General features: G+C 32.6%; 14 protein-coding genes. 11 read left to right on the top strand and 3 right to left on the bottom strand.

Annotation, left to right across the window (positions count from 1 at the left end; all coding sequences use genetic code 11):
• Positions 1-7 precede the first annotated feature (7 nt).
• A complete protein-coding gene (locus EDB96_RS18885; RefSeq protein ID WP_134142579.1) occupies positions 8-1,348 on the top strand; it encodes an FAD-dependent oxidoreductase in 1,341 nt (446 codons plus the stop codon).
• A gap of 76 nt (positions 1,349-1,424) precedes the next feature.
• Here EDB96_RS18885 and EDB96_RS18880 read toward each other — a convergent pair whose 3' ends face one another.
• Positions 1,425-2,942, bottom strand: coding sequence for a helicase HerA-like domain-containing protein (locus EDB96_RS18880; RefSeq protein WP_134142577.1), 1,518 nt, complete (start codon positions 2,940-2,942; stop codon positions 1,425-1,427).
• 381 nt (positions 2,943-3,323) lie between these two features.
• Here EDB96_RS18880 and EDB96_RS18875 point away from each other — a divergent pair, with 381 nt between their 5' ends.
• From EDB96_RS18875 to EDB96_RS18840, 8 genes are all read left to right on the top strand, one after another.
• Entirely contained in the window at positions 3,324-4,148 is an 825-nt protein-coding gene (locus EDB96_RS18875; RefSeq protein ID WP_008464979.1) for a MotA/TolQ/ExbB proton channel family protein, read from the top strand.
• 43 nt (positions 4,149-4,191) lie between these two features.
• Entirely contained in the window at positions 4,192-4,803 is a 612-nt protein-coding gene (locus tag EDB96_RS18870; RefSeq protein ID WP_134142576.1) for an ExbD/TolR family protein, read from the top strand.
• A 19-nt stretch (positions 4,804-4,822) separates the two neighbouring features.
• Positions 4,823-5,383 carry an ExbD/TolR family protein gene (locus tag EDB96_RS18865; RefSeq protein ID WP_134142574.1) on the top strand — a complete coding sequence of 187 codons (561 nt, stop codon included), beginning with the start codon at positions 4,823-4,825 and terminating at the stop codon, positions 5,381-5,383.
• Positions 5,384-5,422: 39 nt separating this feature from the next.
• Positions 5,423-6,226: an energy transducer TonB gene (locus EDB96_RS18860; RefSeq protein WP_057115057.1), complete on the top strand. Its 804-nt coding sequence runs from the start codon at positions 5,423-5,425 to the stop codon at positions 6,224-6,226.
• Positions 6,226-6,456, top strand: a complete 231-nt coding sequence (locus EDB96_RS21230; RefSeq protein WP_057115056.1) for a hypothetical protein — start codon at positions 6,226-6,228, stop codon at positions 6,454-6,456. The genes EDB96_RS18860 and EDB96_RS21230 overlap by 1 nt, the downstream gene beginning before the upstream one ends.
• A 2-nt stretch (positions 6,457-6,458) precedes the next feature.
• Positions 6,459-7,382 (top strand): PstS family phosphate ABC transporter substrate-binding protein, encoded by a 924-nt coding sequence (locus EDB96_RS18850; RefSeq protein ID WP_134142573.1) that lies wholly within the window; start codon positions 6,459-6,461, stop codon positions 7,380-7,382.
• Between the two features lie 16 nt (positions 7,383-7,398).
• Positions 7,399-9,066, top strand: a complete 1,668-nt coding sequence (locus EDB96_RS18845) for a tetratricopeptide repeat protein (protein WP_134142572.1) — start codon at positions 7,399-7,401, stop codon at positions 9,064-9,066.
• A 101-nt stretch (positions 9,067-9,167) separates the two neighbouring features.
• Positions 9,168-9,800 carry a 7-carboxy-7-deazaguanine synthase QueE gene (locus tag EDB96_RS18840; RefSeq protein WP_057115053.1) on the top strand — a complete coding sequence of 211 codons (633 nt, stop codon included), beginning with the start codon at positions 9,168-9,170 and terminating at the stop codon, positions 9,798-9,800.
• A gap of 75 nt (positions 9,801-9,875) precedes the next feature.
• Here the strand turns inward: EDB96_RS18840 and EDB96_RS18835 are convergent, their stop codons facing one another.
• Together EDB96_RS18835 and EDB96_RS18830 are read right to left on the bottom strand one after the other, a co-directional pair.
• Entirely contained in the window at positions 9,876-10,421 is a 546-nt protein-coding gene (locus EDB96_RS18835) for a YfiT family bacillithiol transferase (RefSeq protein ID WP_134142571.1), read from the bottom strand.
• A gap of 19 nt (positions 10,422-10,440) precedes the next feature.
• Entirely contained in the window at positions 10,441-11,148 is a 708-nt protein-coding gene (locus EDB96_RS18830; protein WP_134142569.1) for a class I SAM-dependent methyltransferase, read from the bottom strand.
• A gap of 73 nt (positions 11,149-11,221) precedes the next feature.
• Between EDB96_RS18830 and EDB96_RS18825 the strand changes: the two genes are divergently transcribed.
• The gene (locus EDB96_RS18825; RefSeq protein ID WP_057115050.1) at positions 11,222-11,716 is read left to right on the top strand and encodes a YkgJ family cysteine cluster protein; all 495 of its coding nucleotides are present in this window, start codon (positions 11,222-11,224) and stop codon (positions 11,714-11,716) included.
• 107 nt (positions 11,717-11,823) lie between these two features.
• A complete protein-coding gene (locus EDB96_RS18820) occupies positions 11,824-13,059 on the top strand; it encodes an ABC transporter permease (protein WP_057115049.1) in 1,236 nt (411 codons plus the stop codon).
• Positions 13,060-13,360 lie beyond the last annotated feature (301 nt).

Here is a 13,360-nt window from a genome sequence, read left to right as displayed (position 1 = left end):
TTCCCTGATGCAAACTTCACTAAAAATTGCAGTTGTAGGTTCTGGACTTGTAGGATCACTGCTGGCAATTTATCTTAAAAAAGCTGGTCACACCGTTCATGTTTATGATCGTAGTCCTGATATTCGAAAAATTAATTTTTCTGGTCGCTCAATTAATCTGGCAATGTCCAACCGAGGCTGGAAAGCGCTCTATGCAGTTGGAGTTGGAGATTCGGTAAGAGAAATTGCAATTCCGATGGACAAACGTGCAATTCATCTAGTAGACAAACTGAATTTTCAGAATTACGGACAAGAAGGCGAATCTATATACTCAATTTCCCGAGGAAAGCTAAACCGAAAAATGATTGATCTTGCTGAAGAAGCTGGAGCCGAATTTCATTTTGAGCAGAAAGTCTGGGATGTTACTTTAAGCGACGCGACGCTGCATATTGGCGAAAGCGAAAGAGGAGAGTGGGAAGAACGAAAATTTGATATGGTTTTTGGTGCAGATGGTGCTTTTTCAAGAATCCGCCACAGAATGCAGCGTCAGAGTATGTTTAATTATTCGCAGGAATTTTTAAACATGGGTTACAAAGAATTGAACATTCCCGCAAATGCAGACGGAACACATAAATTAGATAAAAATTCTTTTCATATTTGGCCGAGAGGTGAGTACATGTTAATTGCGCTTCCTAATCTTGACGGAAGTTTTACCTGTACTTTATTTATGCCTTTTGAAGGTCAAAATTCTTTTGAATCACTTGTTGATCGAAAAATGGTAGAAGATTTTTTTGAGAAAAATTTCCCAGATTCTATTGAAGTAATTCCAGAACTGGCCAATGATTTCTTTAAAAATCCAACCAGTACTTTGGTGACCATGAAATGTTTTCCGTGGACTTACGAAGATAAAATTGCTTTGATCGGAGATGCCTGCCACGCAATTGTTCCATTTTACGGACAAGGAATGAACGCAGGTTTTGAAGATATTACGGTTTTAAATGAAATGATAGAGAAATTTGGAGACGACTGGAAAAAGATCTTTACCGAATATCAAATTTCCCGTAAACCAAATGCTGATGCAATTGCAGAACTTTCATACCGAAATTTCATGGAAATGAGCACAAAAACGGCAGATGAAAAATTCTTATTGCAAAAGAAAATAGAAAAGATATTTTCAGATAAACATCCAGATAAATGGATTCCGCTTTACAGCCGTGTAACTTTTAGTGATCGTCCGTACGCAGAAGCTTTGGCAATTGGAGATTTCCAAAACGGAATTATGGAAGAAGTTTTAAAATTAGATAACATCGAAAATATCTGGAATTCTACAGAAGTTGAAAATAAAATTTTGGACTTATTATCTAAATAATTTTTAATGAAAATGTCAATATCAATTACAATTTTAACTTTGTAATTGATATTGATTTTTGTTATTGAAGAGTTGTTTATTTCTTAAAGATTTTATTTAAAACGCCAAAAACGCCTCTTATAAAAGTAGCACTCGTAACAACTTTTAAAACCGATTTGCCAACAACAGTTGCTGTACTAGGTTCTGTTTTTGAAGATCTTGTTGGTGCCTGCTCTTCTTGCTGAGAAGCTGCTTCAGTAGCATCGGCTATTTTTTTGTTCAGAATTTCAAAAGCACTTTCTCTGTCAATTTCTTCGGCGTACTTTTTAACCAATTTCGATTTGTTGTTTATTTCATCAATTTCTGAAGAAGATAAAATATCCATACGACTTTGTGGCGCACGCATCATTGTCGCAACAAGCGGAGTTGGAACACCTTTTTCGTTGAGCGCTGTAACCAAAGCTTCTCCAATTCCGAGACTTGTCAGTAATTCATCTGTTTTATAAAATTCAGAAGTTGGGTAATTGTCCGCTGTTTTTTTAATCGCCTGGCGGTCATTTGCCGTGAAAGCCCTAAGCGCATGCTGAATCTTTAATCCTAACTGAGCCAAAACACCGCTTGGAACATCCATCGGATTTTGAGTTACAAAATATACGCCAACACCTTTAGAACGAATAAGTTTTACAATAGTTTCAATTTGATCTAATAAAGCCTTACTTGCTTCGTTAAAAATTAAATGTGCTTCATCAATAAAAATTACTAATTCTGGCTGATCTGCATCTCCTTTTTCAGGCATTTTTTGATAAATTTCCGCCAAAAGACTTAGCATAAAAGTAGAAAATAATTTAGGCTTATCCTGAATATCCGTCAAGCGGATGATATTTACGTAGCCTTTTCCATTCTCATCAATTCGCATTAAATCATCAGTTTCAAATGATAATTCGCCAAAAAATATGTCACCGCCTTGTTGTTCTAATTCAATTATTTTTCTGAGAATTGTACCAGTAGTTGCAGTTGAAATTTTACCATAACTTGCAGTAATTTCATCCTTGCCTTCTTCGGTGATATAATTGATAACTTTCTTTATGTCTTTTAAATCTAATAAAGGCATTTGGTTATCATCACAATATTTAAATATAACCGCTACAACTCCAGCCTGAGTATCATTAAGATCCAATATTCTAGAAAACAAAACAGGTCCAAATTCAGAAACCGTGGCACGCAGACGAACACCATTTTGTTTAGACAAAGACATTAGTTCAACTGGAAATGAAGCTACATTATAAGGTATGTTTATTTTTGCATGCCTTTCTGTAATAAAACCCTCTTCTTTTCCTTCTTTAGCAATACCACTAAAATCACCTTTAATATCCATCATTAAAACGGGAATTCCCGCATTCGAAAGCTGCTCAGAAAATACCTGGATTGTTTTGGTTTTTCCTGTTCCCGTTGCACCGGCAATTAATCCGTGCCGGTTTAAAGTTTTTAATGGAATTTTCACATGCGCTTCTGCAATTGGCTCACCGTCAAGCATTGCGCCTCCAAGGATAATGCTATCTCCCTTAGAAGAGTACCCTGTGTTAATAGCAGCAATAAAATTATCTTTTTTATTCATGTTTTTATTTGTAATTTAGATGGTTATATGAGTATTGCTTTGTTTTTGGGCATTTTTATTGTGGTTTTTTTTAGTAAGAAAAAGCTTTTTTTGATTGAAAATTTAATAAAAAAAAAATTCGCAGCTTTTTAAGAAGATATCAATGGAATCTTTGAATATTTACTAAAACGTTGTAATTTTTCTAATTATCTACCTTTTTTTTGTTTTATCTAAAAAATGATGGTGGCAATTTAATGAGATATTTTTTAAATTGAAGTTAAATTTCGGTCAATAAAATTAAAAAAAGTTTTTTTATTTAAACTAAACGTATAAATTTGCTCCTCTACAAGTTAAATATAACTAAAAAATAAAAATTATTTAAAACTATTAAAATTAAAAAAAATGGCAAACGTTAAAGTTAAAAAAGAAAGCACTTCAAATGGGGGAGGAATGATTACAGGAATCATTATTGTAGCGTGTATCTTAGTAGGGGTGTTTATTTGGAAAGTAATCATGGGGGATTCTGCTAACTTCGAAGGAGGTAATCCAGAAACAGGACATCCAATCAATACATTAGGACAAGTATATAAAGGAGGTTTCATCGTACCAGTATTATTAGGTATGTTTTTAATGGTTGTTGTTTTTTCTATTGAAAGATTTATTGTTATCGGTAAAGCTGCTGGAAAAACTAATCTTGACAAATTCATGAAAAGTGTTCAAGGTAGTATTAAAGAAGGAAACATCGAAGCTGCTATCGCTTCATGTGACAAACAACAAGGTTCAGTTGCAAACGCAATTAAATCTGCTTTGGTAAAATACCAAGATGTTAAAAAAGAAGGATTCAACAGCGAAGAAGCTTCAGAAGTAATCCACAAAGAAATTGAAGAGGCAACTTCATTAGAAATGCCAATGTTAGAGAAAAACATGACTATTATCTCTACTTTAGTATCTTTAGGTACATTAGGAGGATTATTAGGAACTGTATCTGGTATGATTAAAGCGTTTGGTGCGTTAGCTTCTGCTGGTACTCCTGACCAAGCTGCTCTTGCAACAGGTATCTCTGAGGCACTTATCAACACTGCAACAGGTATCTCTACTTCTATCTTAGCAATTGTTTCTTACAACTTCTTTACTGCTAAAATTGACGATTTAACTTACTCTATCGATGAGGCTGGTACTACAATCGTGAATACTTACAGAAAATTCAGAGGAAGTTTAAGACAATAATTAATTTTTGATATTTATATCAAAAAAATAAAATAAAAAGATAATGGCTAAAATAAAAATGAAAAAAAAGTCGACATCGACAGATATGACTGCGATGTGTGATGTTGCATTCCTTTTGCTAACGTTCTTTATTTTGACCGCTACTGCTAAAGTGCCAGAAGCACTTCCTGTAGATACTCCAGCATCTACTGTACAAACTAAATTGCCAGATACAGATTTGGCGATTATTACAGTAGGAAAAGGAAAAGTATTTTTCGACATCAAAGGTAGAGAGGTTCGTAAAAGAACTCTTGAAGGAATTGGTGCAAAATATGGTATTACTTTCTCTGAAGAAGATAAAGCCAAATTTGCATTAATGGACGATTTTGGTGTGCCAGTTACAGGTTTAAAGCAAATCATTGACATGAAAGCGGCGGACAGAACCAAAGCAAATCAACCTGGAATTCCTTTGGATTCATTAGATAATCAATTAAAAGAATGGCTTTTAATCTCTAGAAGAGCTACAATTGATTTAGATGATAAAGAATTGCAGATTGCTATTAAAGGAGATGCTAAGGAAGAATATCCAAAAATTAAAAAAATTATGGATATTTTGCAAGATCAGAAAATCAATTCCTTTAACTTAGTTACAGGTACGAGAGGAAAAGACTTTTAATTAAAAAATATACACTAAAATGGCTGAATTAAATACCGGCGACGGTGGCGGTGGTAAAGGTGGTAAAGTAAGAAGCAAAAAACAGAATTCTAAAGTCGATTTAACGGCTATGGTGGATTTGGCATTCTTATTGATCACATTCTTTATGTTGACCACTTCGTTGTCAAAACCACAATCGATGGATTTGTCGTTGCCAGATAAAGACGATGATCCTAATAAACCGAAAGTTGATACCAAAGTGGATGAAAATCGTACTATGACAGTAATGTTAGGTGGAGACAATAAAATGGTTTATTACATGGGGTTATTGGCTAGTCCTAAAGTAGGACCAAAAGACATAACTTATGGTAAAGATGGTATTCGTAGAGAATTATTAAAACAGAAAAAGAATGTTTTAGCTTATTCTGCTGCTTTAGGGAAACCTAAAAACGGTATCATAGTGATCATTAAACCAACTAAAAAATCAAATTACCGTAATTTGGTTGATATATTGGATGAGATGGCAATTTCAGGAGTAGATACTTATGCTATTGTTCCTGAGTTTTCACCAGAGGAAACGAAATTGATAGATAAAAAATAAGAGCAATCTTAAGTTTTATCAACTTAAAAATCAAGAGATATGAAATTAGATATTATAAAAAATCAGTGGCTTGATATCGTATTCGAAGGACGTAATAAGATATATGGAGCATACGAGCTGAGAAAATCGAACGGTAAAACAACTGTGAAAGCACTTGTGATCGGTTCACTTATTTTTAGCTTCGCAGTTGCTGCCCCTCTTATTGCAAGTTTCTTACCTGATTCTTCTGAAGAGGAAGTAAACAACGATATTAAGATTGCAACGGTAAAATTACCTCCAAAGAAAAAAGAGGAAATTAAACCAAATACACCACCACCTCCGCCACCTCCGCCAAAAGTGGATCAAGTTAAATTCGTAAAACCAGTGGTTGCGAAGGCAGAGGAAGTTACTGAAGATCCACCAAAAATTGTGGATTTGAAAGATAAAAAAGTTGGTGCTGAAACTATCAAAGGAGATCCAGATGCAGTTTTAACTGTTGATGAACCAGTTGGTAAAGGACCAGTATCAGAGGTTGTACAAGAAGATAACACTGTATATAATACAGCAGGTATCGAAGTAAAACCAGATTTTCCAGGAGGAATTGATAAATTCTACAAATTCGTAGGAAACAATTATAAAACTCCAGAAGAAGAAGGTCTTAAAGGTAAAGTTTACGTTACGTTTGTAGTTGAAAAAGACGGTTCATTAACCGACATTAAAGTTTTAAGGGATATCGGTTACGGTACAGGAGCAGAAGCAATTCGTGTTCTTAAAAAATGTCCAAAATGGACTCCTGGCGAGCAAAATGGTAAAAAAGTTAGGGTACTATACTCTCTACCTATTACTATTCAATCTGCAGAATAATGTTAAAAGATATGCTTAATAATATTCAGAAGAAATCGCTCAAAGAGCGATTTCTTCTTGTTTTAGGAATACTGTTTTTTTTAATTTATCTTGTACTCGGTTTAATGATTATGTTTTGGAAAAAGCTGCCGCTTAACATGGAGCCAAAATATAGATATGCTTTCGGTGGATTATTGATTGTATATTCGGGAATAAGATTTTTAAGATTAATTAATTCAAAAGAAGAATAATTATGTTGAAATATAGTAAGGCTTTAGGTTTGGTTATTTTTGTCTTTTTGTTTGCCATGTGTAACCAAAAAAACAAGAGTGAAGCTGAAAAAGAAACCATTTTAAAAGGATCGCTTGATGTTGCTGTCGATGAAACAGTTAAACAAATAGTAGACGATCAGGTGGCTGTTTTTGAAGGCACTTACTATGAGGCAAAAATTACAGTTAAACCAAAGTCAGAAGCAGAAGTAATAAATGATTTGTTGAATCAAAAAGCTAAAGTCGCGATAACGACCAGAGATTTAACAAGAGAAGAAAAAGCTCGTTTTGAAAAAAGCAAAATTAATCCGCGTGTCACACCTTTTGCGCACGATGCGATTGCATTTATTTCCAGCAAAAACAATAATGATACACTAATTGCGTTGAAAAGTGTAATCGATTTTATACAAGGAAAGCCAGATTCTAAAATCAAGGGATTAGTTTTTGATAATCCTAATTCAAGTACAGTTCGCTATATGAAAGAATTAGCGAAAGTTAATGAAGTTCCTAAGACAGGAGTTTTTTCTTTTAAAACAAATAATGAAGTAATCAAATTTGTTTCTGAGAATGAGGGAATGGTGGGTGTTATTGGTGTTAACTGGTTGTATCAGCCGACACCTGATATGACGGAGGTCATCAAGAAAATAAATGTTTTAAGTGTAAAAGGATTAAATAGTGATAAATATTATAGTCCGACTCAAGATGACTTAGCATTAGGGAAATATCCTTTGGCACGTGATTTGTTTATTATCAATTGTCAAGGCTATTCAGGTTTAGGAATGGGATTTGCTTCATTTGTAGCCGGAGATATTGGTCAACGTATAGTTTTGAAGTCAGGATTATTGCCATACAAGACTCCTGGGCGTAAACTTAAAATAAGGAATGAAATTATAAAAGATAACGAATAAATTAATTACGATAAAGATGAATAAATTTAAAATTTTTAGTCTTGCATTAGTAGCTTCGGCGACTGCGGCAACAGCGCAAGACATCAACCAAGCAAAAAAAGCGATTGATGCAGAACAATTTGATAAGGCAAAAACAATCCTTAAATCAATCATCAAATCTAAACCTTCAGATGGTGAAGCAAATTTTGTTTTAGGAAATGTTTATTTAAATCAATCTGTTGTAGACTCTGCTAAAATCTATTATAATAATGGATTACAAGCTTCGGATAAGAAAAACTTAAACTACATTGGTTTAGGACAATTAGATTTAGATGCTAAAAATGCAGCTGCAGCTCAGGCTAATTTTGCTTTAGCAACTAAAGACATGAAGAAAAAGGATGTAAATGAGTTTATTTATATCGCTAGAGCTTACATGAATTCTGATAATCCTGATTATAAAAGTGCTGTTGACGTTTTAAAACGTGCTTTACTAGTTGATCCTCAAAATGCTCAAGCACTTTTAGCTATTGGTGATGCATATTATGGATCTAATAATCAAAATGATGCTTATAAAGCTTATCGTGATGCTTTTACAGCTGACAATACTTTACTAAGAGCAAAAATGCAGTTAGGAGTTTTATTAAAAGGTGCTAAATCATATGATGAGGCAATTAAATCTTTCAATGAAGTTATTGCATTAGATGCTAATTACGGACCAGTTTACAGAGAACTTGCTGAAACGTATTACAAATGGGCAAGAAACAAACCTTCTACTGCTAAAGTTAATTTGCAAAATGCAATTACAAACTACGAGAAATATTTAAGTTTAACTGATTATTCTCTAGATTCTAAAATGCGTCATGCAGATTTCTTAATCTTAGTGAAGGATTACAAACAGTTAGAAACTGTTGCAAACAAAATGATTGCACAAGATAAAGTTAATCCTAGAATTTACAGATATTTAGGATATGCTGCTTACGAAAATGGTAACGTTGATGTAGCTATCAAATCTATCGAAGATTTCATTAAAGCTCCAGGAAATAAAGTAATTGGAAGAGATTACTATTATTTAGGGTTAGCAAAAATTAAAAAAGGAACTGCTGCAGATGGTACAATTGATCAAGCTGCGTTTGATGCAGGTTTAGCAGATATTAAAAAAGCAATTGAATTAGAGCCTTTAGTAGTTGAGGAATTTGCTGATTTTGGAAAAGAATTGTTTGGTAAAAAACAATATAATCAAGCAGCATCTATTTTTGAACTGGGAGCAAATAATAAAGAATCTAAAAATTATTTGGATGATGCTGTTTATTATGGAATTTCTGTTTACTATGGTAATGCTGGTAAACCTCTAGAAAGCCGTGATAAAGTTGCTTTAGAAAAAGCAAATGCTACGTTTGATAAAGTTCTTGAAGCGTCTCCAACATACGATGAGGCTTATTTGTACAAAGGAAGAATCAATAGTGCATTAGACAAAGATGATTTGATTATCAAAAACTATGAAGAATACGTAACTAAAATTACAGCAAAAGGTGCAGAGGAAGTGGCTAAACCTGCAACGGCTAAAAAAATCGTTGAGGCTTACAATGCAATCGGAGCTGCTTATGCAAATACTGATAAAGTAAAAGCTTTGGAGTATTTTAATAAAACTTTAGTTTTAGATCCAGCAAATACTTACGCTGCACAATCAATAAAATCTTTAAAATAATCTAGATTTTTTTAAATAAATAGAAAACCGATAGTTCAATAAACTATCGGTTTTTTTGTTCCGTATATTATTGACTATCTTTGCATTCTTAAAATAATAAAATGTTACCAAAAGAAATACAATTAGAAGTAAATAAAGGAGCAATGCTTCCTTTGATGGAGGAATTTTATACCATTCAAGGTGAAGGCGCGCATACAGGCAGAGCTGCTTATTTTATTAGAATTGGAGGATGTGATGTGGGATGTCATTGGTGTGATGTAAAAGAAAGCTGGAATGCAGCAATTCATCCGCCAACAAGTATTGATTTAATTGTTGAAAATGCAGCAAAATATGCTGATACGGTTGTTGTAACTGGAGGTGAGCCTTTATCTTGGGATATGACGCTTTTGACAGAACGCTTAAAAGAAAAAAACTTAAAAGTTCATATAGAAACTTCAGGCGCTTTTGAATTATCTGGAACATGGGATTGGATCTGTCTTTCTCCGAAAAAGAATAAATTACCAACTCAGACTGTTTATGATAATGCTCATGAATTAAAGGTGATTATTTACAATAAACACGATTTTATTTTTGCGGAAGAGCAGGCAGAATTAGTAAATGATGATGCAATCCTATTCCTTCAGCCAGAATGGAGTAAAAAAGAGGAAATGACTCCTCTTATTGTTGACTATGTTATGAATAATCCGAAATGGAGAGTTTCATTACAAACACATAAATATTTAAATATACCATAACAAAAATCCTCTTCATATGAAGAGGATTTTTGTATACATGAAGTAAACAAATGTATAAATGATATACATTTTGTGTTATTTCCAGTTTTTATATTTTTTTAAAGTTGTAATATGTGCTAAATGATGATTCCCATGCCAAGCATATGATCCGATAATCTTTTTGATTTTATTTTCTGAATTATCTGAAGGATGAACAAAAGTTTTCTCCAAATCAGATTCTGATAAATTTTTCATTATATAAGCTAATCTAAAATGAAGTCCTTTCAATAAATCAAGTGTTGGCTGTATTGGCATCGTTAGATTGTCATTCAATTCAGACCAAAGAACTTCATCATAAGCTTTAATCACTGGATTGTTTTCTGTTAAAGCCCATTTAATTCGAATGTAACAATTCATATGACTTTCTGCACAATGATGTATAACTTGTCTCACTGTCCATCCGTCTGGACGATATGGCGTGTCTAATTGTTCGTCGGTTAAATGAAGTGTTTCATTTTGTAATCTCTTTGGGAAACTTTCTATTTCTTCAATTTTTTCTGAAAGATATGTTACAGAGTAATCATTAGGAGTTATAAATTTTCCAATCGGATATTTTAATTTTTCTAAATCTAATTCGGTCATATTTTAATTGGTTTATTTTTTAAATAGAAAGTTTAGCTAAATAATCGTAATGTTCACCTTCGAGAATCAGCTCACAATTTAATCCATTCGCAATCGCAGCATTTTGAAGTGTGTTATAATCTAAATATAACCAATTAAAAGCTTCTTCTTTTTCGTTTTTGTAACTTAAATTAAAAACAAGTTCTCCATAATAATCATTTTCAGAAGGTATCCATTTACCGCCATCTTCATCCTCATCAAACATATAAATGATATCGGAGCTGTCAATTAAAATTTGTCCGTCAGGATTTAGAAGCGATTTTAATTTTCCAAGATATTTATTGCAGTCCTTTAATTTACCAAAAATTCCAGTTCCGTTCATTAGAAGTAAAATGGTATCAAATTTTTCACCTTCAAAATCTAAAATGTTTTCAACTTTAGCATTTTTAATTCCTCTAAGAAGACAAGTTTCGATTGCTTTTTCCGAAATATCAATTGCGGTTACATCTAAATTACGTTCATTTTGTAGTGAGAGGGCATGGCTTCCTGCTCCGCAACCAACATCGAGTGTTTTTCCTTTTGCCAGCTGGAGTGCTTTTTGTTCAATTAATGGCATTTCATTATAAGAGCGAAAAAGATATTCAATGCTCATTTCATCTTCTTCAGAAATCGAAGTTTCTGTAGTAATATCTTCAGGCGAATTATTGGTATAGAAATCAAATATCGCTTTTCCAAAAAGATCTTTCATTGTTTTTATTTCAAAGTTTAAGGTTTCAAGTTTAAAGTTGTTTAATTTTGCAGATCAACTTTAAATTCTAAACTTGAAACAGATTTTAAATAACTTAAGTAAGTTAGCCAAAGATAAGCATATCGAGAATAAAAAGTATTTCGATAAGCTCAAAAAGAAACAGCCGAAGAATTTAGATTACATTATGCAGGATTTGCACAATGCAGAATTTAAAAGAACCGATTGTTTGAAATGCGCTAATTGTTGTAAAACAACAGGCCCATTATTTACTTTGGCTGACATTGAGCGTATCTCAAAACACTTAAGACAAAAGCCACAGCAGTTTATTGAGCAATATCTTCGAATTGATGAAGACAAAGATTATGTTTTACAAAGCGTTCCTTGTACTTTTCTGGATAGCGAAAACTATTGTATGATTTATGATGTTCGCCCAAAAGCCTGTAGAGAATTTCCACATACTGATAGAAATAAGTTTCATCAAATATCTCACTTAACATTAAAAAACGTTGAAATTTGTCCAGCAGCATTTAATATAGTAGAAGAGATGAAAAAGAAAATTCCGTTGTAGTAGAATTAAAAAAAATGGTAATTGTTTTCAAGAGAATCTAGTTTTCTCTTTTTAAGATGTACTTTTGAAAAAGGAATAGTTGTAATAATTAAAGAAACATTTGTAATTTGAATTTAGAATATTTTATAGCTACAAGACTTATTACTGCCAAAAACTACAAAAGCAGTATTTCAGCTCCCATAATAAAAATTGCTATTTCTGCAATTGCAATAGGAATTATTATGATGATTGTTTCGGTTGCAACTGGAATAGGATTGCAGAAGAAAATCCGTGATAAAGTTTCGGCATTTAACGGACAGATTATAATTTCTAATTATGATAATAATAATTCTGAAGTTACTATAATTCCAATTTCAAAGAAACAAGATTTTTATCCAAATTTTAAATCAGTTCCAGAAGTTAGCCATATTCAGGCAATAGCAAGTAAGGCAGGAATTATTCGAACTGAAAATGCATTTGAAGGAATTGTGTTTAAAGGAGTAGGTGCCGATTATGATTGGAATAATATTAATGAATACATTGTAGAAGGAAAACTGCCTGATTTTTCAAAAGCATTAAATGAAGATGTTATTATTTCTAGATTTCTGGCAGATCGATTAAATTTAAAAGTAGGAGATCAATTCAATACATTCTTTATTAAAGAAGAGCAGGGAAAACTTCCTAATAGTCGTCGATTCAAAATTTCGGCCATATTTAATTCGGGGTTCCAGGATTTCGATGCAACATATATAATAGGAGATATTCGTCATATTCAGAGAATCAATAAATGGAATGAGGATCAAATTGGAGCATTTGAAGTTTTTGTAAAAGACTTTAACGATATAAAATCTGCAGGTGATCAGATTTATGAGCAGACGTCTTCGAATCTAGATACCAAAACCATTATAGAAAAGTATAGTTATATTTTTGATTGGCTTCAGTTGTTTGATTTCAATATCGTAATCATCTTGGCAGTAATGATTCTAGTGGCTACAATCAATATGGTTGTTGCTTTATTAGTACTTATTCTAGAGAGAACTCAAATGATTGGAATTTTAAAATCGATGGGAGCAAATAATTGGACAGTTCGCAAAATATTTCTTTACAATGCATTCTATTTAATCCTTCGCGGATTATTCTGGGGAAATTTAATTGGGATTTCAATTTTATTAATCCAGCAGCACTTTGGAATAATTCAGCTTAATCCTGAAAATTACTATGTAAATCAAGCTCCAGTTTATCTAAATTGGATTTATATACTTTTATTGAATTTACTAACTATTGCTATTTGTTTTTTGGTATTATTAATACCATCATACATAATAACCAAAATATCTCCAGTAAAAGCGATTCGTTTCGATTAAATTATAAATTAAAGTATTCATACAACCCGACAGGTCTTAAAACCTGTCGGGTTTATTTTTTCTACTTATGTACTAATAGTAAAAAAATCCGTCAGGCTGAGCGAAGTCGAAGCCTCTCACAATGATTTGGAATTTAAAATTTGGAATTTGCTTTTAAATAAGAAGCATAATCCCGCTGTCCGTTCCAGTCTTCTTCTTTTTAAAGAAAAAAGCAGAAGGATTTTCTCTGAATCCTCGGGACTGTCAGGGCTGGGGCATATATTTTTAAAAGAACATTAGAATAAATAAGGAATATAAAATC

The sequence above is a fragment of the Flavobacterium sp. S87F.05.LMB.W.Kidney.N genome (genome assembly GCF_004366435.1).
In the GTDB taxonomy this organism is placed as follows: domain Bacteria; phylum Bacteroidota; class Bacteroidia; order Flavobacteriales; family Flavobacteriaceae; genus Flavobacterium.
This window is presented reverse-complemented; position numbering and strand designations above follow the sequence as displayed.